The organism is Streptomyces sp. NPDC047315, assembly GCF_040643215.1.
Lineage (GTDB): Bacteria > Actinomycetota > Actinomycetes > Streptomycetales > Streptomycetaceae > Streptomyces.
In genome coordinates, this window is sequence record NZ_JBEYTZ010000005.1 from 36,891 (window position 1) to 56,796 (window position 19,906).

Annotated in this window: 19 protein-coding genes and 1 tRNA gene; 10 read left to right on the top strand and 10 right to left on the bottom strand. The window is 70.2% G+C overall.

Annotated elements, in window-relative coordinates; translation table 11 throughout:
- Window positions 1–7 precede the first annotated feature (7 nt).
- The 4 genes from eboE (at window position 8) to ABZ842_RS06745 (ending at window position 4,697) form a co-directional block, all read left to right on the top strand.
- The gene (gene eboE / locus ABZ842_RS06730; protein WP_361532789.1) at window positions 8–1,186 is read left to right on the top strand and encodes a metabolite traffic protein EboE; all 1,179 of its coding nucleotides are present in this window, start codon (window positions 8–10) and stop codon (window positions 1,184–1,186) included.
- Entirely contained in the window at window positions 1,183–2,631 is a 1,449-nt protein-coding gene (locus ABZ842_RS06735) for a nucleotide pyrophosphatase/phosphodiesterase family protein (protein ID WP_361532792.1), read from the top strand. Before eboE ends, ABZ842_RS06735 begins: the two co-directional genes overlap by 4 nt.
- Window positions 2,628–3,818, top strand: a complete 1,191-nt coding sequence (locus ABZ842_RS06740; RefSeq protein ID WP_361532795.1) for a sugar phosphate isomerase/epimerase family protein — start codon at window positions 2,628–2,630, stop codon at window positions 3,816–3,818. The genes ABZ842_RS06735 and ABZ842_RS06740 overlap by 4 nt, the downstream gene beginning before the upstream one ends.
- Window positions 3,819–4,118: 300 nt before the next feature.
- The gene (locus ABZ842_RS06745) at window positions 4,119–4,697 is read left to right on the top strand and encodes an HAD family acid phosphatase (RefSeq protein ID WP_361533452.1); all 579 of its coding nucleotides are present in this window, start codon (window positions 4,119–4,121) and stop codon (window positions 4,695–4,697) included.
- An 81-nt stretch (window positions 4,698–4,778) separates the two neighbouring features.
- Here the strand turns inward: ABZ842_RS06745 and ABZ842_RS06750 are convergent, their stop codons facing one another.
- On the bottom strand, window positions 4,779–6,569 hold the full coding sequence (locus ABZ842_RS06750) for a S8 family serine peptidase (protein WP_361532798.1): 1,791 nt from the start codon (window positions 6,567–6,569) through the stop codon (window positions 4,779–4,781).
- A 435-nt stretch (window positions 6,570–7,004) separates the two neighbouring features.
- Between ABZ842_RS06750 and ABZ842_RS06755 the strand changes: the two genes are divergently transcribed.
- Window positions 7,005–7,092 (top strand) — tRNA-Leu (locus ABZ842_RS06755).
- 257 nt (window positions 7,093–7,349) lie between these two features.
- Here ABZ842_RS06755 and ABZ842_RS06760 read toward each other — a convergent pair.
- The 4 genes from ABZ842_RS06760 to ABZ842_RS06775 all read right to left on the bottom strand — a co-directional run bounded on the left by ABZ842_RS06760 (window position 7,350) and on the right by ABZ842_RS06775 (window position 11,114).
- Window positions 7,350–8,057 carry a hypothetical protein gene (locus tag ABZ842_RS06760; protein ID WP_361532801.1) on the bottom strand — a complete coding sequence of 236 codons (708 nt, stop codon included), beginning with the start codon at window positions 8,055–8,057 and terminating at the stop codon, window positions 7,350–7,352.
- Window positions 8,058–8,166: 109 nt separating this feature from the next.
- Entirely contained in the window at window positions 8,167–9,453 is a 1,287-nt protein-coding gene (locus ABZ842_RS06765; RefSeq protein WP_361532804.1) for an acyltransferase, read from the bottom strand.
- 101 nt (window positions 9,454–9,554) lie between these two features.
- Complete coding sequence (locus ABZ842_RS06770; protein ID WP_361532807.1) at window positions 9,555–10,370, bottom strand: SGNH/GDSL hydrolase family protein; 816 nt, start codon at window positions 10,368–10,370, stop codon at window positions 9,555–9,557.
- Window positions 10,371–10,604: 234 nt separating this feature from the next.
- A complete protein-coding gene (locus ABZ842_RS06775) occupies window positions 10,605–11,114 on the bottom strand; it encodes a polysaccharide deacetylase family protein (RefSeq protein WP_361532810.1) in 510 nt (169 codons plus the stop codon).
- A 149-nt stretch (window positions 11,115–11,263) separates the two neighbouring features.
- On the opposite strand from ABZ842_RS06775, the gene ABZ842_RS06780 reads away from it, so the two are divergent.
- The 3 genes from ABZ842_RS06780 to ABZ842_RS06790 are packed head-to-tail and all read left to right on the top strand — an operon-like array spanning window position 11,264 to window position 13,985.
- Window positions 11,264–11,965 carry a response regulator transcription factor gene (locus tag ABZ842_RS06780; protein ID WP_361532813.1) on the top strand — a complete coding sequence of 234 codons (702 nt, stop codon included), beginning with the start codon at window positions 11,264–11,266 and terminating at the stop codon, window positions 11,963–11,965.
- On the top strand, window positions 11,962–13,434 hold the full coding sequence (locus ABZ842_RS06785; RefSeq protein ID WP_361532816.1) for a HAMP domain-containing sensor histidine kinase: 1,473 nt from the start codon (window positions 11,962–11,964) through the stop codon (window positions 13,432–13,434). Before ABZ842_RS06780 ends, ABZ842_RS06785 begins: the two co-directional genes overlap by 4 nt.
- Complete coding sequence (locus tag ABZ842_RS06790) at window positions 13,431–13,985, top strand: GerMN domain-containing protein (RefSeq protein WP_361532819.1); 555 nt, start codon at window positions 13,431–13,433, stop codon at window positions 13,983–13,985. Before ABZ842_RS06785 ends, ABZ842_RS06790 begins: the two co-directional genes overlap by 4 nt.
- A 68-nt stretch (window positions 13,986–14,053) precedes the next feature.
- Here the strand turns inward: ABZ842_RS06790 and ABZ842_RS06795 are convergent, their stop codons facing one another.
- The 4 genes from ABZ842_RS06795 to ABZ842_RS06810 all read right to left on the bottom strand — a co-directional run bounded on the left by ABZ842_RS06795 (window position 14,054) and on the right by ABZ842_RS06810 (window position 17,837).
- Window positions 14,054–15,070, bottom strand: coding sequence for an MsnO8 family LLM class oxidoreductase (locus ABZ842_RS06795; RefSeq protein WP_361532822.1), 1,017 nt, complete (start codon window positions 15,068–15,070; stop codon window positions 14,054–14,056).
- 110 nt (window positions 15,071–15,180) lie between these two features.
- On the bottom strand, window positions 15,181–16,275 hold the full coding sequence (locus ABZ842_RS06800) for a winged helix DNA-binding domain-containing protein (RefSeq protein ID WP_361533455.1): 1,095 nt from the start codon (window positions 16,273–16,275) through the stop codon (window positions 15,181–15,183).
- Between the two features lies 1 nt (window position 16,276).
- On the bottom strand, window positions 16,277–17,314 hold the full coding sequence (locus ABZ842_RS06805) for an aldo/keto reductase (protein WP_361532825.1): 1,038 nt from the start codon (window positions 17,312–17,314) through the stop codon (window positions 16,277–16,279).
- Window positions 17,315–17,414: 100 nt separating this feature from the next.
- The gene (locus ABZ842_RS06810) at window positions 17,415–17,837 is read right to left on the bottom strand and encodes a VOC family protein (protein ID WP_361532828.1); all 423 of its coding nucleotides are present in this window, start codon (window positions 17,835–17,837) and stop codon (window positions 17,415–17,417) included.
- Window positions 17,838–17,972: 135 nt separating this feature from the next.
- Here ABZ842_RS06810 and ABZ842_RS06815 point away from each other — a divergent pair, with 135 nt between their 5' ends.
- Together ABZ842_RS06815 and ABZ842_RS06820 are read left to right on the top strand one after the other, a co-directional pair.
- Complete coding sequence (locus tag ABZ842_RS06815; protein ID WP_361532831.1) at window positions 17,973–18,962, top strand: transcriptional regulator; 990 nt, start codon at window positions 17,973–17,975, stop codon at window positions 18,960–18,962.
- Between the two features lie 8 nt (window positions 18,963–18,970).
- Window positions 18,971–19,375 carry a hypothetical protein gene (locus ABZ842_RS06820; protein WP_361532834.1) on the top strand — a complete coding sequence of 135 codons (405 nt, stop codon included), beginning with the start codon at window positions 18,971–18,973 and terminating at the stop codon, window positions 19,373–19,375.
- On the opposite strand, the gene ABZ842_RS06825 is transcribed toward ABZ842_RS06820, so the two are convergent.
- Complete coding sequence (locus ABZ842_RS06825; RefSeq protein ID WP_361532837.1) at window positions 19,329–19,865, bottom strand: hypothetical protein; 537 nt, start codon at window positions 19,863–19,865, stop codon at window positions 19,329–19,331. The two genes, ABZ842_RS06820 and ABZ842_RS06825, sit on opposite strands and share 47 nt — an antisense overlap.
- Window positions 19,866–19,906: the final 41 nt, after the last annotated feature.

Sequence of the window (19,906 nt, forward strand, 5' to 3'; positions counted from 1 at the left end):
AGCACCGATGCGCTTCCGCCATCCCGACGGCACCACGGTCCACCTCTCCTACTGCACCAACGTCCACCCGGCCGAAACCCTCGACGGGGTACTCGCCCAACTGCGCGACCACTGCGAACCGGTCCGCAAGCGCCTCGGCCGCGACCGCCTCGGCATCGGGCTCTGGCTCGCGAAGGACGCCGCCCGCGCACTGACCTGCGACCCGGCGGCGCTGCGCGGACTGCGCGCCGAACTCGACCGCCGCGGCCTCGAAGTCGTCACCCTCAACGGCTTCCCGTACGAGGGCTTCGGCGCCGACGAGGTCAAGTACCGGGTGTACCGGCCCGACTGGACCGACCCCGAGCGCCTCGCCCACACCACCGACCTCGCCCGACTGCTCGCCGCACTGCTCCCCGACGACGTCGCCGAAGGCACCATCTCGACCCTGCCGCTCGCCTGGCGCACCCGCTTCGCCGACGCTGCCGACGCCGCGGCTGGCGCCGCGCGGCGCGCCCTGATGATGCTCGTGGAACGCCTCGACGCGCTGGAGGAGCTGACCGGCCGGTCCATCAGGATCGCCCTGGAACCCGAGCCGGGGTGCGTGGTGGAGACCACCGCGGACGCCATCGGCCCGCTCACCTCGATCGGCTCCCCGCGCGTCGGCGTCTGCGTGGACACGTGTCATCTGGCGACCTCCTTCGAGGACCCCACCGCCGCGCTCGCCGCCCTGACCGCCGCCGGGATCACCGTCCCCAAGGCCCAGCTGTCCGCCGCGCTGCACGCCGCCGAGCCCCATCTGCCCGAGGTGCGCGCCGCGCTCGGCGCCTTCGCCGAACCGCGCTTCCTGCACCAGACGCGCACCCTGACCGCCGCCGGGCTGCGCGGTACCGACGACCTCGACGAGGCCGTGACCGGACTGGCGCTGCCCGACGCCGCCCCCTGGCGGGCCCACTTCCACGTGCCGTTGCACGCACCGCCCGCGCCGCCGCTGACGTCCACCCTGCCCGTGCTGCGGGAGGCGCTCACCCGGCTCGTCGGGGCGCCCGTGCCGCTCACCCGCCACCTGGAGGTGGAGACGTACACCTGGCAGGCGCTCCCCGTCGAGCTGCGCCCCCGCACCCGCACCCAGCTCGTGGAGGGCATCGCCGCCGAACTCACCCTCGCCCGCGACCTGCTGACCGACCTCGGCCTGAAGGAACTGCCATGACGAAGGCCCCCGATCCGACCCCCCTGCTGGTGCTGGACGTCGTGGGCCTCACCCCCCGACTCCTCGACCACATGCCGCACCTCAAGGCGTTCGCTGCCGAAGGCTCGCAGGCCGTGCTGGAGACGGTGCTGCCCGCGGTGACCTGCGCCGCCCAGTCGACGTTCCTCACCGGCACGCTCCCGGCCGAACACGGCATCGTCGGCAACGGCTGGTACTTCCGCGAACTCGGCGACGTGCTGCTGTGGCGCCAGCACAACGGGCTGGTCTCCGGCGACAAGCTGTGGGACGCGGCCCGCCGCGCCCACCCCGGCTACACCGTCGCCAACATCTGCTGGTGGTACGCGATGGGCGCGGACACCGACGTCACCGTCACGCCGCGCCCCGTGTACTACGCCGACGGGCGCAAGGAGCCCGACTGCTACACCCGCCCGCCGGCCCTGCACGACGAACTCACCAAGAAGCTCGGCACCTTCCCCCTCTTCCACTTCTGGGGCCCCGGAGCCGACCTGGTCTCCAGCCAGTGGATCATCGACGCCACCCGGCACGTGATGGCCACCCGCGACCCCGACCTCACCCTGTGCTACCTGCCCCACCTCGACTACGACCTCCAGCGCCACGGGCCGAACGACCCGAGGGCCGGTGCCGCCGCCGCGGAACTCGACGCGGCGCTGGCCCCGCTCCTGGACGACGCCCGCCGCACCGGCCGCACCGTGGTGGTGCTCTCCGAGTACGGCATCACCGAGGTCTCCCGGCACGTGGACGTCAACCGGGCGCTGCGCCGCGCCGGGCTGCTGGAGGTGCACACCCAGGACGGCATGGAGTACCTGGACGCCATGGCGTCCCGCGCCTTCGCGGTCGCCGACCACCAGATCGCGCACGTCTACGTGAAGCGGCCCGAGGACCTGCCCGCGGTGCGGGAGGTACTGGCGGGCCTCGCCGGGGTGGCGGAGGTCCTGGACGACGAGGGCAAGAAGGAGCACGGCCTCGACCACGAGCGCTCCGGCGAACTGGTCGCCGTCGCCGCGCCGGACGCCTGGTTCACGTACTACTACTGGCTCGACGACGACCGCGCCCCCGACTTCGCGCAGCTCGTCGAGATCCACCGCAAGCCCGGCTACGACCCGGTCGAGCTGTTCATGGACCCGAACGACCCGTACGTACGGGTGCGGGCCGCGACCGCGGTGGCCCGCAAGAAGCTCGGCATGCGCTACCGGATGGCGGTCGTACCGCTCGACCCCGCACCGATCCGCGGCAGCCACGGCCGCCTCCCCGAGAGCGACGACGAAGGTCCGCTCCTGTTGTGCTCCACCCCCCGCGCCGTCGAGGGCCGCGTCGCGGCCACCGACGTGAAGTCCCTGCTGCTGCGGCTCGCCGGTCTCACCGGCGAGGGCTCCCCGGCAACCGCGGCGTCCCCCGAACCCTCGCCCGAAAGTGAGAGACCGTGACCTCGATCAAGGACACCAACGGCACCAACGCAGCCTCCGCCACCGACGAATCCCTGCGCCGCTCCCTCGGGGTGGACCGCCGGCGCTTCTTGACCACCTGTACGGCGGTGGGCGCCGCGGCCGTCGCCATACCCGTCTTCGGCGCCTCGCCCGCCCTCGCCGACGCGGCCGACCGCGGCAAGGGCCACGGCCACGGTCACGACCACGACCGCAAGGCGCTCGTGCCCGCGCACAAGCGGGGCCTGATCCTCTACACCGTCCGGGACGCCACCGGCCGCGACCCGCTCGCCAGCGACCTGCCCTCCGGCTTCCGAGAGGTCTTCAAGCAACTGGCCCGCTACGGCTACCGCCAGGTCGAGTTCGCCGGCTACGGCCAGCACGCCAACGCTCCCGGCGGCGCGAACCTGGAGACGCCGGCCGGCGCCCGGCTGCTGCGCTCCTGGCTGGACGACTACGGGCTGCGCGCCCAGGGCAACCACGGCTTCATCCCCGCCTCCTGGCCGCTCACCACTCCCGACCTGGACCGCTTCAAGCAGGCCCTGGAGATCTCCAACATCCTCGGCATGGACCACATGGGCACCGGTGGCGACCCCACCTGGGGCTCCACCAAGGCGGAGTGGGACCAGGCCGCGGAGAAGTGGAACGCGATGGGGGCGATAGCGCGCCGCGCGGGCATCAAGCTCTACACCCACAACCACGACGGCGCCTACGACTTCCTGCTCGACGGCGGCCCGCTGGACGGCCAGGGCCGGCCCACCCGCAGCTCCGGCATCCGCAAGCTGGAGTACTTCCTGAAGCAGACCGACGCCAAGAGCGTCTGGCTGGAGATGGACGTCTTCTGGGCCCACGTCGCCCGGTACAAGTTCCACACCTACACCGCGCACGACGGGTCCAAGGTCACCAGCGTCTTCGACCCGGCGCGCCTGGTGGCCCGCAACAACAAGCGGTACCCGCTCTTCCATGCCAAGGACGGGGTGGTGAACACCTCCAGCGGCCAGGGGTACGACATGGTGCCGTTCGGCACCGGGGACATCGACTACGAGCGGTTCTTCTCCCGGGTGGGGGAGCGGAACTACCACAACCCGATGGTCGAACAGGACAACGCGCCCAGCGGCTCGGCCCCGGGGCAGTCCCTGGAGTACGCCCGCGTCGGTTACGACAACCTGGCTTCACTGCGCAGGCGTTGAGGCGTGCCGCGCGGCCCTACCGACCCCGGTGGGGTCAGGGGCCGCGCGGTGCCCGTGGGACCCGTGTGCACCGTGGGGGCCCTGCGGACGGTACGGACGGAAGGTGAACGTCTCTCACATATTTGCTACCGGGCGGTAGTGCCGGGGCCGCCCGGCGGCCATGATGGGCCGCGAGCATGACAAGGACGTTCTCGCCCCCCACTTCCTTCCAGGAGCTGCCTCATGCCCGTGCGCACCCGCACCGCCCGGCCGGTCGCCGCCGTCGCCGCGCTCACCTGCGCCGCCGCCCTCGCCGCCCCGATGGCCACGGCGTCCACCGCGTCCGCCGCCGAGCGCGGGGCGCCGGGGCCCAAGCACCCGAGCAGCGCCACGCTCGCCGGCGTCGACTACGCGACCTGGCAGCGCGACGTCGCCCCGGTCGTCGCCGAAGCGCGGGCGCACGTGGCACAGCGCACCGCCGACGGCCCCTCGGACGAGCGCCGGGCGATCGTCCTCGACATCGACAACACCTCGCTGGAGACGGACTTCCACCCCTTCTGGGAGTACCCGACCGATGCGATCGCACCGATGCTGGAGCTCGCGCGCTTCGCCGACTCCCGGGACGTGGCCGTCTTCTTCGTCACCGCCAGGCCCGGCATCATCCAGGGCCTGACCGAGTACAACCTCAAGAAGGTCGGCTACCCCGTCGACGGGTTGTACGTACAGCGCCTGCCCGATCTGTTCCACGAGGTCAGCCGGTACAAGACGGCCAAGCGCGCGGAGATCGAGGCGAAGGGCTACACGATCGTCGCGAACATCGGCAACCGCCCCACCGACCTGGTCGGCGGCCACGCGGAGCGCACGTTCAAGCTGCCCGACTACGGCGGCAAGCTGACCTGACGGGCCACGTCGACGTGGCCGGGCAGGGGCGGTGGGGCGCAGCCGGCGGTGATGACGCAGCCGGCGGTGGGGCGCAGCCGCTCACTGCCCCTGCGTCATCGCGAAGTACACGGTCTGCGACCCCGAGGGCACGTTGAAGCCGTTCACGCGGACGAGCCAGTCGCCGCCGGCGTTGCCGCCCGAGACCCGGCAGCGCTCGAAGACGCTGCCCGTCGAGACGCTGAACGCTTCGACGGCCCCCGTGGCCACCCGCACCAACCGCAGGTCGATGTCGTTGTGGGTGTCGGACTCGGGCCACCAGATCGCCGCGTTCACCGCCTCGGCCGACGCGGCACCGCCGAAGGAGATGTCCAGCGTCTGCCCGTTGGACACGGTCGTCTTGCCCCACCAGGCGTGTGAGTTGACGGGCAGCGACAGGGGTCCCGCTCCGGCGATGTTGTCGAAGTTCGGCCGCTGGCCCGAGAGGATGAGCTGGGCGTACACCTGACCCGGGTCGATGGGGTCGAAGGGGCCGCCGCGCAGCCAGTTGCGCAGGAGCGCCGCCGCGCCCGCCGCGTAGGGCGTGGAACCGCTGGTGCCGGAGAACACCTGACGGGCCGTGTCGGACGCATTGCTCGCGGTCTCGGTGTTCGTCGGCGCCTGGATGTCGGGCTTGACCCGGTTGTCGGCCGTCGGACCGCGGCTCTGGCTGGCGATCGGGTCGAGCGTCTGGACGTCGAAGTTGCCCACCCCGATGGCGCGGCGGGCGTTCGCCGGGCAGTTCACCGTGGAGAAGTTCGGCCCGTTGTTGCCGTTCGCGGCGATGACCACCGCACCGGCGTCGAACGCCGCGTCCGCCGCACGGGCGAGCGCGCTGTCGTGGTCCCCGCCGCCCTGCATCTCCGCGACCACGACCCGGTCGGCCGCCGCCACGGCGGCCTGGAAGCCGCGGATGGCCGCGGCCTCGTCCAACCCCTGGCACGGGTTCGCCGTCGCGTACACCTTGAAGCTGTCCAGGGTGATCGCGGTGACCCCGCGGAAGTCGTTGCCCTGGTTGCCGTTGCCCGTGATGATCGCAGCGGACGAGGTGCCGTGGTTCCAACAGTCGTCGTTGGGGTTGAGGTTGCTGCCCGTGTTGCAGTCGGCGCCGCCGTTGTTGCAGTCCCGGCGGAAGGCGATCGTCGTGGGGTTGTTGAAGAGCGTGTGACTGAACCGCACGCCGGTGTCGAGCAGCCCGATGAACCCCGCGGTCTGCCCCAGGTCGAAGTACGGATCGGACACGATGCGGGCCCGCCCGTCGTCGACCTCGTCCTGCGGCGGGACCTCGCCGGAGTGGCGGGGCTCCACCGAGACGACGTCGTCCCGGGCCGCGACGGATTCCACCGCGCCCAGCGGCAACTCCGCCAACACCCCGTTGATCAGCCAGAAGCGCTCCACCACCGTGGCCCCCAGCTCCGCCAACTCGGCGGAGACCCGCTGGTACCCGTCCGCCCGCTCCTGCCGGAGCGAACGCACCAGGTCGGCGCAGCGCTCCTGGACGAGTGCGTTGCGCTCGGAGTCGCGGGGTTCGTCGGAGGCGGGCTCGGGGAAGCGGGGAACGGTGACGGGGTCGTCGAAGACGACGACGACCTCCGCCCGGGCGTTCACGTCCTGTGCCCCCAGCAGTTCGCGCAGCACGGGATGCACCTTGTCCCGCTCCCGCGGTCCCTCCACCCCCTCGACGGCCTTGGGCTCGGGCTCTTCCTCGTACCTCCGCGCGACGTCCGCGAGCGGCACCCGGGAGACCTCCCCGGTCAGTTCCCGGTCCACCCGCGCGCTGTAAACGATGTCGAAAGGGTCCTCCCGCTCGTTCTCGGGCAGGGGAAGACCGTTCGGATTTCCGGTGCCGGACATGGCGTCCTCCTCGGAGCGTCGTCCGTGGTCCGCCGGCCCTCGGTCCTCCGGCTCAGCCGTCGCCGGGCGTGGACGCGCCGGTATCGATCTTCCGGAGCTTGCAGATCCCGCAAAAGCATGTGGATCGCGACGCGTCACCCGCAGCAGTGAGGCGGGAACGCGCCCTGGGCGAGCAGGGGGTTCCTCGGGCCTTCACTCTCTTCCATCGCACCACACCCCACCCTCCACCGCACCCCAGCGCCCCCGGTCGATGCCGCCTCGCATTCACGTTCCGTAAGCACCCAGGTGCCGTCCGTCGACCCCACGCCACAGGGTGTCCACGGCATCCCCCACCGTCACGCCCACCTCCCTGACCGGCGAAAACGTGGTCGTGGACCGCCTCGAACCCCTGGTATTGTTGTCTTGTCGCCACGGGGAAACCCAAGGTGGCCACCGGTCCGGGTGGCGGAATGGCAGACGCGCTAGCTTGAGGTGCTAGTGCCCTTTATCGGGCGTGGGGGTTCAAGTCCCCCCTCGGACACCAGGGGTAGTTCACAGAATTGCCCAGGTTGGCTTCACATAACTCCCAGTACGGGCTTGGTCCCGTGCTGGGAGTTTTTGGTATGTGCGGGGTTTTGTGTGGTGGGGCTTGGTTGCCGGTGCGGGCGGTGCTCTGCGGTGCTGGTTCTGGCGTGAGGATCGGCGTGTCGGCGGTTTCGCCCGTGGGTGGGGTGGTTTCGGGGCACGCCGTGGTTGCTCGTGATGGTGCTGGGTGTGGTGGTGTGTGGTTGCTGAGACTGGTCAGCTTGGGGGTGGTTTGTTGGTCAGGGTGGTGAGGCTGGTGTGGCGGCGGCGTGCGCGGGTTCGGGGTGTGGGTGTGGTCTGTGAGGTGTTGTCGGGTTCGCCGGTGTGTGTTGCCCAGGGGTCGGGTTGGTTGCGTTTGGTGTGCCAGGTGCGGAGGAGGGTGTGGTTGAGGCCGGCGAGGGCGAAGGCGATGAGGATGCTGTTTTTGGTGGTGCCGAAGACGCGGGTGAAGCCGCGGTCGAGGTGGAGGCGGTGGGTTTTGATTTCGGCGTTGCCGGATTCGACGGCGGCGCGGCGTCCGTAGTCGGCGGCCCAGGCGGTGGTGCCCCAGATGGTGCGTTGGTGGGTCCAGGGCATGAGGTCCGGGGGCAGGGTGACGGTTTTTCCGCAGGCGCAGTCGCTGCCGGGTCGGCAGTTGATGGTGGGGTGTGTGTGGGGCAAGCGTAGGGATCTGGGTGCGTTGGGGCACCGGAGGTGTCCTGCGAGCGCGGGGCCTTTGAACCGCTGGTAGCCGTCGGTGTCGGGGCGGCTGTGGGGAGTGAAGGCGTAGGCGGCCCGCTGGTCGTAGCGGGTGTGCAGGGCTGTCTTCTCGGCGGTGGGCATGCCGATGGAGAAGCCTGGGAGGGTGCGTAGCGGGCGTGGGAGCGCGTCGGTGAACAGGGTGCCGTCGATGACGACGGTTGCGGGTAGCGGGGCTGTTGACATAACTCTGTGGCCTGCGGGTGGCGTGCTCTTGGGAACGGCGCCTGCACAGGCTAAGTGGGCGCACAAGCACAGTAGGAGGTACGGCTGGGACGCCGACGGCCCGAACTGATCAGGGCGCGCCGCTGGGAGGGCGGGGTCCGGCTTCGGTGGGTGGTGCGGAGACGAGGCGCGTGATGTCGACGGTGCCGGCTCCGGTGCGTGGTTCGGGGATGAGTGCCCATAGGGCTGCCAGCGCGGTGAAGGTGGCGAGGAGGGCGGCTGCTCCGGTGCGGCCTTGTGCCCAGGGGGAGCGGAACCGGATGGGGTCTTCGACGAGCCTTTTGGAGACGGCGGCGGCTGCGATGGACGCGCTGAGGATGACGGCCGTACGGTCCCAACCGGCCAGGCCGAGGCGTTCCTCGCTGAGTATCAGGTAGATGGGCCAGTGCCACAGGTAGAGGCTGTAGGAGATCAGGCCGAACCAGCGTAGGGCGGGTGTGCCGAGGATCTGTCCGAGGGGAGTGTGTGGGGCTCGGGCGAGGCAGGCGATCAGCAGGGCCGCGGCCAGTGCGTGGAGGAAGAGCCCTCCGTGGAAGAGCGAGGGGGAGTTCTGTCCGTCGGCGGTGATCCAGTAGGCACCGATCCCGCAGGCCAGGACGAGGGCCCACCATCCCGCCGTCCGTTCGCTGATGTGGTCCAGGAGGCGGGACGCGGTAGCGGTGGCCATCAGCGCGCCGAGGAGGAGGGAGAAGGCGCGGGTGTCGGTGCCCTCGTAGACGCGGGTGGTGTCGACCGGATCAGTGAGGGCGATCATGACGATCAGTGAGAGGGCGGCGCCGGTCACGGCCGCCGCGGCGACGCACCGGTCTCCGTACCGGCCGCGGGCCGCGAGGCCGGTCACCAGCGGCCACAGGAGGTAGAACTGCTCCTCGACGGCGATGCTCCACAGGTGGCCGAATACTCGCGTGTCGCCGGCCTGCCAGTAGCCGACCTGGTCGGCGATGAAGTGCCAGTTGGTGAGGTTCGCCAGCACCCAGGGGGTGTCATCAAGGGCGTGGCGGAGCAGGGATGGCGGGCCGAAGGCCCACAGGAGCAGCAGGGTGCCCGCGATCATGACGGCGAGTGCGGGCAGCAGACGGCGTGCACGCCGTCCCCAGAAGCCGAGGAGGTCGATGCGGCCGTTGTGTGCCTGTGCCTCCCTCAGCAACAGGCCGGTGATCAGGAAACCGGACAGGACGAAGAACAGGTCGACCCCGAGGAAGCCACCGCTGAAGTGGCCGGCGTGGAAGAACAGCACCCCGAGGACGGCGAGCCCCCGCAGTCCGTTGAGAGGGGCGATGTGCCGACCGGCGGGCGACGGCGGGACAGTGGTCCGGGAGCGGGGGCGTCGGTGGGAAGGTGATGTCTGAGCGGTCATGGGTCTCCGTCGGGAAGGACCGGGTGCCGCGGCCGAGCACGGGCCGCGGCACCCCTATGTCGGTGTCCGGTACGGGAAGGGCGGCAGCGGCCCCCTGCCGGCTACGAGCAGCCGAACTTTCCGTAGACCTTCTCCGCGGTCCATGCCCCGGTGGCCCACTGGTCGGCCGCCGCCGGGGCGTAGGAGTAGAGCGCGTTGAGCTCCTTGCCGAACCACTGCGCGAACGCTGCCGAGCCCTGCTGGCAGGAGTGGATGCCGTCCTTGCTGCGCTGCGCCTTGGCGGCGGCGCTGTCGGTGCCCCACAGCGGTGCGGCATCGAGGAAGTGGACGGAGTCCGGACGCTGGTCGGCGACGCTCTTGGCCGACTTCGGCGCGGTGCCGATCGCGGCTGCATGGGGCTTGTAGAAGTCGTCGACCTTGAAGGGGGGTGCGGAGACCATGACGAGTTCGGCGCCCGCATCGTTCACGGTCTTGGCCAGGCGCTCGTAGGCGGTGCGCTGCTCCTGGGGAGTGCCCCAGTCGAAGGTGGTGATCTGGTAGGCGACGACGTCCGGCTTGAACGAGGCCAGCTCCTTGGGGAGCGATTCCCAGGTCGGAGCGGCCATCTCGCCGATGACGCCGCCACCACCGGCGGCGGCCACGGACTTGAACTCCACGCCGCCGGCCTTCAGCGCCGCCCCGAGAGCGGGGGCCTGCGCCTCGCCGATGGAGTCGCCCATCCACAGGAGTTTGTCCGGTCCTGTGCCCTTCTTCTCACTGCCGGCGGACGACTGGTCGCCTGGTACCGCGGCTGTGGTGGTTCCCTCGGTACGGATGTCGTCGGCACCGCCACAGGCGGTGAGGGCAAGCCCGCTCGTCGCGATGACGAGGGCGAGGGCGTACCGACGTCGAGAGGAGAAAGAGTTCTTCCTGTTCATGACTCCAGCGAAACCGCCCGCTGGTGCGACCGGGAGCGCTGTCATCGTCTCGTCACGTGGCAGGAGACACGTCGGCATACGCTGCCAGAGCCCTGGTCACCGCAACGGTGTCCGTGCCGTGCTTGTCGGGCGCACTTGTTGGTCTCGCCTGGGACGGCTCCGGCGCGGTCCAACCCGACTCCGTACAGCCGACGGCTTCGATCCCGCGGGGGCGAAGGTCGCGGTGAGCGACCGTTATGTGGCCCGGGGGAAGCTGAAGGCGTAACCCTGCTCGGTGAACCAGGGGAGGACCGCACGGACGATCGCGTCGGCGCCGGGCCGGCGGAAGTCGCCGGGATCGACGTTCCAGCCGAGGTTCCGCATCCCGTGAGCCGCCGCGATCTGGCGACTCGGCGGGGTGAAGGCGAAGACGGTCTGGGCCTTGTACCGCTTGAGCAGTTCCAGTGCCTTGGGGGTCCAGCGTGGGTCGGGGCCGTCGTCGAGCGTGAGGTTCACCGTCTTCCCGTCGTCCTCGGACTCCCGGACGATGGCCATGTCCACGGTGGGTCCTGGCAGGGCGGGTGTGGGCGGTGTGGGAGCGGCTGCCGTACTCGGGCCCGCCGCCGTGTCGCTGGTTGCCTCGCCGCTAGAATCCAGCGATATGGCGACGGCGGCCGTTCCTGCCAGACCCAGGACCGCGGCGGTGGTGACCACCGTCCGTCGGATGGTGCGGGGCCCCCGGCTGCTGTGTGCGTCATTGCTCATGTCTCCGACAGAACCGGTCATTTACCGGCAACGACCGGTTGTCATCGTTTCGTCATGAAACGCGGGGAAAAGCGTCATACCCTTCGAACATCCTGGTCGAATACACCCCCCTCGCCCCGACCGAGCAGATGGAGAAGTGAGCACCGCCCATGGCACGAGTCCTGCTCATCGAAGACGACCCCGCCGTACAAAAGGGCGTCTCGCTCGCGCTCGGGCGCCGGGGGCACGACGTGGAGGTCGCCGCCCGGGGCGAGACCGGGCTCCTCGCCCTGGAGCGCTACCGGCCCGACCTGGTGCTGCTCGATCTGATGCTGCCGCAGATGAGCGGCCTGGAGGTGTGCCGCCGGATCCGTGAGAGCAAGCAGGTTCCGATCATCATCCTCTCCGCGCGCGGCGACGAGATCGACGTGGTCGTCGGCTTGGAAGCGGGCGCCGACGACTACATCACCAAACCGGCCGGCGGCGCGATGATCGAAGCCCGGATGAAGGCCGTCCTGCGCCGCGTCGCACCCGCCCAGGACACCCAGGGGGCGATACCTCCGGCAGGAGTGGAGCACTACGGCGACCTGACGGTGGACCGCACCACCCTGGTGGTGACCAAACACGGCGCCGAACTGGCACTGGCTCCTTCCGAGCTCAAGCTGCTGCTGTTCCTGACCTCTACCCCGGGACAGGTCTACAGCCGGCAACAGCTGTTGGAGCAGGTCTGGGAGTACGCCTTCTACGGGGACGTCCGACTCGTCGACGCCTGCGTGATGCGGCTGCGCGCCAAGATCGAGAACCATCCGCGCCAGCCGGTGTACGTGCAGACCGTGCGCGGCTTCGGCTACCGCTTCGGACCCGTGGAGTGAACACCCGGCTCCGCCTTCCCAGGGGGCTGCGGGTACGGCTCGTCGCCGCCTTCCTCCTGGCCGCGGCCTTCGGCGCCCTGCTCACCGCGGGCCTCACCTTCCAGCAGGCCCGCTCGGCGATCCTGGCGCGCACCCAGGACTCCGCCGTCGCCGACCTGCGGACCCAGCTCGACTCCCTCGCCCCCGACCTGACCATGCCGCCCAGCGGCAAGGACCTGCGCAGCGTGACGGTCCAGCTCGACCGGGCCGGAGGCGCCCGGGCATGGCGGTCCTCCGCCTCGTACCAGGGCGGCGATCCCGTCTCGGCCTCCCCCGACGCACCACCCGTGCCCCGCGGACTTCGTGAAACCGTCAAGGACAAGGGGCAGGCGGCGTACGAGCGCACCGAACGCGACGGCCGTCCCTGGCTGACCGTCGGCATGCCCGTCGCCTACACCCACGACCCGTCACGCCCGGGCAGCGCGGGCAAGCTCTCCGGGCTGACCGTCTACGCCTCCTTCCCCCTCGACGGCGACCAGGCCGACATCGACGCTCTCGTCACCGCCGCCCGCACCGGAGCGATACCCTCACTCGTCCTCGCCGTCGTCCCGGCCCTGTTCGCCGCCCGTAGCGTGCTGCGCCCGGTACGACGGCTGCGCAGCGGCGCCGAACGCGTCGCCGCCGGTGAGTTCGACACCCGCCTCGATGCCGAGGGGCACGACGAGCTCGCCGACCTGACCCGTTCCTTCAACACCATGGCCGCGACCCTGCAGAAGGACGACGCCGAACTGCGCCGCATGGAAGCGGGCGCGCGCCGTTTCGCCGCCGACGTCGCCCATGAGCTGCGCACCCCCCTCGCGGCCATGGTCGCCGTCACGGAGGTCCTCGACGAGGACGCCGCGTGCGGCGCCCTGCCCACCGACACCGCCGACGCCGTGCGGCTGATCAGCGAGGAGACCCGCAAGATCGCCCGGATGGTCGAGGATCTGATGGAGGTGTCCCGTTTCGACGCCAAGGCCGCCCCGCTGGACGCCGAGGACCTGGACCTACGCACCGTCGTGTCCAAGACCCTCCAACTGCGCGGCTGGGCCGACGACGAACGCGTTCGCACCGACCTGCCGACCCCCGTTCCGGTACACGCCGACCCCCGCCGAATCGACGTCGTCCTGGCGAACCTCATCGGCAACGCCCTGCGCCACGGCAAGCCCCCCGTCACCGTCTGCGCCCACGTCGAGGACGGCAAAGCGGTCGTCACGGTCATCGATCACGGCTCCGGCATTCCCGCCGACGTCCTTCCCCAGGTCTTCGAACGCTTCTACAAAGCCGACGCGGCACGCACCCGCTCGGAAGGCAGCGGCCTCGGCCTGGCCATCGCCCAGGAGAACGCCCTCCTGCACGGCGGCACCCTGACCGCGGGCAACACCCCCGACCGTGGCGCCGTCTTCACCCTCACCCTTCCGCTCGCCGCCGCCCCCCAGGAACAGCGATGACCCATCACCTCCGGGGACGGCGCGCCCTCCGCACCTGCGCTGCCGCGCTGCTCATCGCTTCAGCCACCGGCTGTGGGATCAGCGCCACCGGACCCGTGCGGGCGGGCGCGCCCGCCTCGGGAATCCCGCAGCCCGGCACCACAAACAGCTCCGTCCGCATCTACTTCGCCGACCCCTACGGCGTCCGCGCCGTCACCCGCCCCACGGACCGGCCGCTCGACCCGCAACAGGCTCTTGACCTTCTCCTGAAAGGTCCCACCGCCGCCGAACGTGAACGCGGCCTGACCACCCAAGTCCCTCCGACGGTCGGCCGTCTCACCGCCACCACGACAACCGGCACCGTCGACGTTTCCATCCCCCTCCAAGTCGCCACAGGCGACCTCGACTTCACCGTCGTCAGCCAGATCGTCTGCACCGCCGCCCACGCCCAGGTCCCGGGCGACAGACCCGCAACCCAGGTCCACATCCGCATCCACGAGAGCAACCTCGGTCCCGAGGAACCGTGGACGGTTCGTTGCGGCCCCAACGGCACCGCAACGCCCATCAAGTGACGCCCCGCACGAGCACCTGGCTGCCCCACGACGCACAGCCGTGATCACAGAGAGACCCGCCCCGCTTTCTACTCGACGGCCTTCGCAGCCAGCTCGTAGCAACGGATCCGAGCGTCGGCGTCATACACGGAGGCATACAGCATCAGCTCGTCAGCGCCGGTCTGATCCACGATCGCCGCGAACCGGCGGCGCACCGTCTCCACCGAGCCGCGCGCCTGCGACGCGCCGATCGCCTCCACGGTGCCGCGCGTCTCTTCCGGGATCTCGTACGAGGCCGCTTCTTCCGGGGAGAGCAGCGCCGCCGAGGTCTGCTTGGACCTCGCGACGTCGGTTGGGCGTGCCAGGCGTGCGGCCTCCTCGTCGGTGTCGGCTACGACTGTCTCAACCGCGGCCATCACGAAAGGCTGGTCCGCCCACCGCGACGGTGTGAACAGTTCTCGGTAACGCTCCGCTGTGGCCACGCTCTGGTCCGGCCGGATGTGGTGCGCCAGCGCGATCGGCAGTCCCAGCCGGGCCGCCAACTCCGCGCTGGCCGGGCTGGATGCCAGCAGCCATGGGCTGGCGCCCCGTGCGTCCGGTCGCCAGCCGGCTAGCAGTTGCACTCCGCCTTCGCCGGACAGATAGCGCAAGATCGCGGCCACGTCTTCGGCGTACTCCGCGCCCGTGGTCGGCTCACCGCCCCGACGCAGCGCCCGCACGATCGACCCGTCGAACGTACCCGGCCCGCGGCCGATGCCCATGTCTATGCGATCCGGATGCAGCGTCGCCAGGGTAGCGAACTGCTCCGCCACGGCCAGTGGCGCGTGGTTGGGCGCCAGGACGCCACCGGACCCGAGCCGGATACGCCGTGTCGGTGCCGCGAAGTGCGCCATCAGAACCGCCGGTACCACGCTCGCCGACAGTTCGGTCCCGTGATGTTCAGCGAACCAGACTCGCCGGTAACCGAGTTCGTCCAATCGGAGCACGGTTCGCCTGGTTGCGTCGAGCGACTCGACAGCAGTCCGGTTCGACTCCGCGACCACAAGGTCCAGAGCGGATAGGGGGATGGTCATGATCGAAATCTCCCGATTGGCGAGCTGTGACACGGAAGCACTGGCGTACGCCTAAGTGCCGTTGCAGTACTAGGCCGTGTCTGAGGGGAATTCCGTGGGGCTGTAGAACGCTTTCGAATGACCCACGCTGGCATTGCTCTGGTTCAGGTGGGTTCGGCGATGTGGATCGTGTCGATGCCCTGGTCCAGGAAGGTGGCCAGGTTCCGGCCCTCCGCCTGCAGTTCTTGCTTTTCGGTCCGGTTGAGGTTGCGCAGGGGGTTGATCGTGAGGCGGCGGTCGTCGGTGGTCCAGGTGGCGGCGACGCGGCCGTCGATGAGGACGGCGCGTTGTCCGGCGACGGAGAGGCCGAGGTGGGGGTCGTCGATGATGCGGCTGCGGTCGTGGTAGCCGAGGATCGCGTTGTCGAAGGCGGGCAGGAAGCGGACGGGCGCGGGGGTGTCGGGGTGTGGGCGGGGTGCGTCGGGCAGGTCGAGGAGGAGACGGCCGCGTTCGTCGCGGTAGGTGATGAGGTCGCCGCGGAGGGCTTTGACCGCGGTGGGCAGTCCGGCCAGGCCGCTCCAGGCGCGGATGTCCGCGGTGGTGGCGGGGCCGTAGGCGGCCAGATAGCGCAGGACGAGTCGCTGTCCGGTCGGATCGTCCGGGTCGGCGGGCAGTTGGGGGACGGGCTGGTGCAGCCAGGTGGAGAGGGAGAGGTTGCGGACGCCCGCGGTCGTCTTCCACAGTCCTCTGGGGGGTAGTTGGGCCATGGGGATGAGTGCGGCGACGAGGAGTTCGCCCAGCACCCGGCTGGGCGGCGTGGGCCAGCGGTCGCGGAGGGCGCCGACGAGTTCGCCCATGGCGCGTGGCTGGTCGTCGGACAGCACGGCCCGGCCCGCGGTGCTCAGTTCGTCCAGGTCGATGCCGGCGAGTTCGCTGCGGTAGGTGGACAGGACGCGTTGACGCAGCATGGCGTCGTGGCGGGCGCGCCAGGCGAGCGCGTCGGTGGCGGTGACGAGGTGGACGGTGCGGCGCATGAGGTGGGTGCGCACAACTTGGCGGCCGATGAGCTGGTTGTCCAGGTCGGCTGGGGTGAACGCCCTGACGCGCGACCAGAGGCCGGTGAACGGTTCCTGCGGGGCCTGGGCCTGCATTCCGGCCAGGTGGGACACGGCGTCGAGGGCGGTGCAGTCCTCGCGTTCGAGGAGGTGCTGGCGGGCGAGGGTGGCCCGGTTGAGGTCGCGCTGGGTCAGGACGCTCATGTCAGGCTGCGGCACGCTCGGATCCGGGGCGACGCCGTTGGCCGGTGTCGGTGAGGGAGGGGGGCTGGTAGGCCACGTCGAGCGGGCCGATGTCGGTGCCCGGCGGGACGATGCCGTCGATCCGGTCCAGGACGGCGTCGTCGAGCACGGTCGCGGCGCCTGCCAGCAGGTCGTCGAGTTGGTCGAGGGTGCGGGGGCCGATGATGGCCGAGGTGACGTCCGGGTGGGCGGTGGCGAAGGCCATGGCCAGGTGGGTGAGCGGCAGGCCGGCCCGTTCGGCGAGGGGGACCAGCTGCTCGACGGCGTCGAGCTTGCGGGGGTCGGTCAAATGCCTGGGGACCCAGCGCATGCGGGCGGTTCCGTTGCTGGTCGGGGCGTCGGTCTTGCGGTAGCGGCCGGTGAGCAGGCCCATGGCCAGCGGGCTCCACACGAGCACGCCCATGCCGAAGCGCCGGGCGACGGGGAGGATCTCGCGCTCGATCGCCCGGTTGAGGATGGAGTAGGTGGGCTGCTCGGTGCGCAGCCGGTGCAGGCCCCGGCGTTCACTGACCCAGTGGGCCTGCACGATGTCGCTCGCGGGCAGGTTGGAGGAGCCGATGGCGCGGACCTTGCCGGATCGGACCAGATCGGTGAGGGCGGACAGCGTCTCTTCGATGTCGGTGTGCGGGTCGGGGTGGTGGATCTGGTAGAGGTCGATGTAGTCGGTGTTCAGGCGGCGTAGTGAGCCCTCGACCGCTTTCATGATCCAGCGGCGTGAGCTGCCGCTGTGGAGGGGGCTCTCGCCCATGGGGCCGTTGAACTTGGTCGCCACAACCACGTCGTCGCGGCGGCTCTTGAGGGCGCGGCCGAGGATTTGCTCGGCCTCGCTGTGTCCGTAGACGTCGGCCGTGTCGATGAAGTTGATGCCGCCGTCCAGGGCCCGGTGCACGATGCGGGTGCATGCGTCGTGATCCGGGTTTCCGTTGGGGCCGAACATCATGGTGCCCAGGCAGTAGGCGCTGACTTCGATGCCGGTCCGGCCGAGCTGACGCATGCGCATAACAGGGTCCGCTTCCGTGGGGGCCGACTGCCGTCGGCGTGCTGATGGCGAAGACGAGCGGGGCGGGCACCCGTTGCGGGGGTGCCCGCCCGGGGGTGGGTCAGCCGTTGTAGGGGGCCGTGACGTCCAGGACCCAGGTCACGCCGAAGCGGTCGGTCAGCATGCCGTACAGCGGGGCCCATGCCGCGGGCTCCAGCGGGCGCAGCACGTTCGAGCCCGCGGCCAGTCGCTGCCACAGGGTGCTGATCTCGTCGGCTTCCTCACTGCGCACGGACACGAAGAACGGGTTGGTGCCCTTCTCGTACGGCATCGCCGAGGGCACGTCGTAGGCCATGACGTGGAAGCCGTTGTCGGCGACGACCTGGCCCCACATCACCCAGTCCGCCTCGTTCTCGTTCGAGACGTTGCCGGCGTCCTTGTAGGTCACGGCGACGGCGTGCCCGCCGAAGACGGACTGGTAGTAGTCCAGCGCCTCACGGGCCGAGCCGCGGAAGTTCAGATGCGTGGTGGTGGTGACGGACATGGTCTGCTCCTACCTTGAAATGCGCCGGATGAGGCACATGCGGATGACGGGCGAAACGCCCTTCCTCGGAATCTGTGAAGGAGCATGGCACCAGTACAGGACAGGTTGTGTCCTGTACTGGTGGATGATGGAGGCATGCAGAAAACGTCCTCGCGGCTCCTGGCCCTGCTCTCCCTGCTCCAGGCACGACCGGAGTGGAGCGGAGACGACCTGGCCGAGCGATTGGAAGTCACCGTGCGCACCGTGCGCCGTGACGTCGACCGCCTTCGCGCGCTGGGCTACCCGGTGGCCACGGACAAGGGCCCGGGCGGCGGATACCGTCTACGTCCCGGATCGCAGATGCCACCGCTGCTCTTCGACGACGAGCAGGTCATCGCCCTGGCCGTCGCCCTGCAGAGCACCGCCCACCCCGCGATCGCGGAAGACGCCGACCGGGCACTCACGACGATCCGGAACGTCCTCCCCCCGCGCCTGCGGCAACGCATCGACGCACTCCACGTCACCACCGTGCGCCCACCCGATCCCGGCGCCCCACCGGCCCAGGCCCTGGACCTGCTCACCACCGTGAGCACCGCGATCCAGCGCCGCGAGGTGCTGCGCCTGGACTACACCCCACACCGGGACGCCGCACCACAGCGACGCCGCGTGGAACCCCACCACCTCGTGGCCTGGCGCACCCACTGGTACCTGCTGGCCTGGGACCTCGATCGCGACGACTGGCGCACCTTCCGCACCGACCGCATGACCCCGCGCACACCGACCGGTCCGCGCTTCACCGCACGCCGGCTGCCCGGTGGGGACGTCTCCACGTTCGTCACCAGCCGCTTCCGGGGCTCCGACGGAACCGAAGCCGCCTGGCCCTGCCAAGGCGAGGCCATCCTTGATCTCCCCGCCTCAGACGTCGCACCCCACACCGCCGACGGCATCGTGGAACCGCTCGGGCCCACACGATGCCGCGTCATCACAGGATCCTGGTCCTGGACCGCCCTCGCCGCCAGCCTCGGCCGATTCGACGCGAACCTGCACGTCATCGGCCCACCAGCCCTCCATGAAGCCTGCGCCAGACTCGCCGGCCGCTACGCCGCCGCCACTGAGCCCGGCAGGCTGGACGCACCCAACAGGTGAATGGGGCGATGTACTTCGATCAGCCGCTGCCTCGCGAAGTGAAGGTCATCGATTCGGCCTCGCTGTTCAGGCTGGAGGAGCGGGCGTGTGAACTCAGCCTGAACCAGCGGCTGGACCCGGCGTGGGTGCGTGCGAATGCGGCGCCCGATGGTGCCCACTACCTGTGGCCGGCCGTGTGGAACAGCCTCTCGCACCGCCCGGACGTTCCACGTCAGCTGCGGTGCGAGCTGTTGCTCACTCTGCGTGCGGGAGACCGCGTGATGAGCCTGCTGGACGTGCTTCCTGACGACTTCGCTCCGCTGCCGAGGGTGACGTCACGCGTAGAAGGCATGCAGGTCAGCCAGCTCCTTGACCGTGTTCCTTCGGTCAGGGAATGGCTGTTGCGCAAGGACGAGGGCCCGGCCGGTCTGTGACAGGCGTCGCCAGTACAAGTTGGTCCGCGTCGGTGAGTTCCGGTGAGCGACTCGGGTCGGCGACGACTTCTTCCGCCTCGGTGATCCGGTCCGTGAACCTGGGGCTCGGCACGTCGACCTTGCGCATGCCGGTGGGCAGTTGCTCCAGTGCCTTGGCGTAGTCGACCGGTGAGGTGTGGGGCGTGACGGGTTCGCAGTAGGTCCACAGCGTCACTGCGAAACCGTCGCTCGTGTACACGCGCGAGGCCGCCCGAGGCTCCACGGGGCACACCGGGCATCCGGCTTCGGTGAGCCGCTGAGCGAGATCGAGTTCGAACTGTGCAACCTCTTGACCCACCGGAGCGACCCGGGCGAAGACGTCGCATGGTGTCAGCCGTAGTGCCAGCTTGTTCGAGTTGTGCAGAACCACTGCGTCGTTGGCCGGTAGGTGGAGCGATGCGGCGACCGAAGTCGCAGCCGCGATCGCACGTGTGACTTCAGCCGTATCCACCCCCGCATCGTGGCATGGGTGAGCGAGGGCGAACTGCTGTG

Bases quoted from the DNA above. Each gene is read 5' to 3' on its own strand.
- ABZ842_RS06780 (WP_361532813.1), top strand. From the start codon at position 11,264: ATGGCACGAGTCCTGCTCATCGAAGACGACCCCGCCGTACAAAAGGGC.
- ABZ842_RS06810 (WP_361532828.1), bottom strand. From the start codon at position 17,837: ATGTCCGTCACCACCACCACGCATCTGAACTTCCGCGGCTCGGCCCGT.
- ABZ842_RS06805 (WP_361532825.1), bottom strand. From the start codon at position 17,314: ATGCGCATGCGTCAGCTCGGCCGGACCGGCATCGAAGTCAGCGCCTAC.
- eboE (WP_361532789.1), top strand. From the start codon at position 8: ATGCGCTTCCGCCATCCCGACGGCACCACGGTCCACCTCTCCTACTGC.
- ABZ842_RS06765 (WP_361532804.1), bottom strand. From the start codon at position 9,453: ATGACCGCTCAGACATCACCTTCCCACCGACGCCCCCGCTCCCGGACC.
- ABZ842_RS06745 (WP_361533452.1), top strand. From the start codon at position 4,119: ATGGCCACGGCGTCCACCGCGTCCGCCGCCGAGCGCGGGGCGCCGGGG.
- ABZ842_RS06790 (WP_361532819.1), top strand. From the start codon at position 13,431: ATGACCCATCACCTCCGGGGACGGCGCGCCCTCCGCACCTGCGCTGCC.
- ABZ842_RS06770 (WP_361532807.1), bottom strand. From the start codon at position 10,370: ATGAACAGGAAGAACTCTTTCTCCTCTCGACGTCGGTACGCCCTCGCC.
- ABZ842_RS06750 (WP_361532798.1), bottom strand. From the start codon at position 6,569: ATGTCCGGCACCGGAAATCCGAACGGTCTTCCCCTGCCCGAGAACGAG.
- ABZ842_RS06735 (WP_361532792.1), top strand. From the start codon at position 1,183: ATGACGAAGGCCCCCGATCCGACCCCCCTGCTGGTGCTGGACGTCGTG.
- ABZ842_RS06820 (WP_361532834.1), top strand. From the start codon at position 18,971: ATGTACTTCGATCAGCCGCTGCCTCGCGAAGTGAAGGTCATCGATTCG.
- ABZ842_RS06760 (WP_361532801.1), bottom strand. From the start codon at position 8,057: ATGTCAACAGCCCCGCTACCCGCAACCGTCGTCATCGACGGCACCCTG.
- ABZ842_RS06800 (WP_361533455.1), bottom strand. From the start codon at position 16,275: ATGAGCGTCCTGACCCAGCGCGACCTCAACCGGGCCACCCTCGCCCGC.
- ABZ842_RS06815 (WP_361532831.1), top strand. From the start codon at position 17,973: ATGCAGAAAACGTCCTCGCGGCTCCTGGCCCTGCTCTCCCTGCTCCAG.
- ABZ842_RS06775 (WP_361532810.1), bottom strand. From the start codon at position 11,114: ATGAGCAATGACGCACACAGCAGCCGGGGGCCCCGCACCATCCGACGG.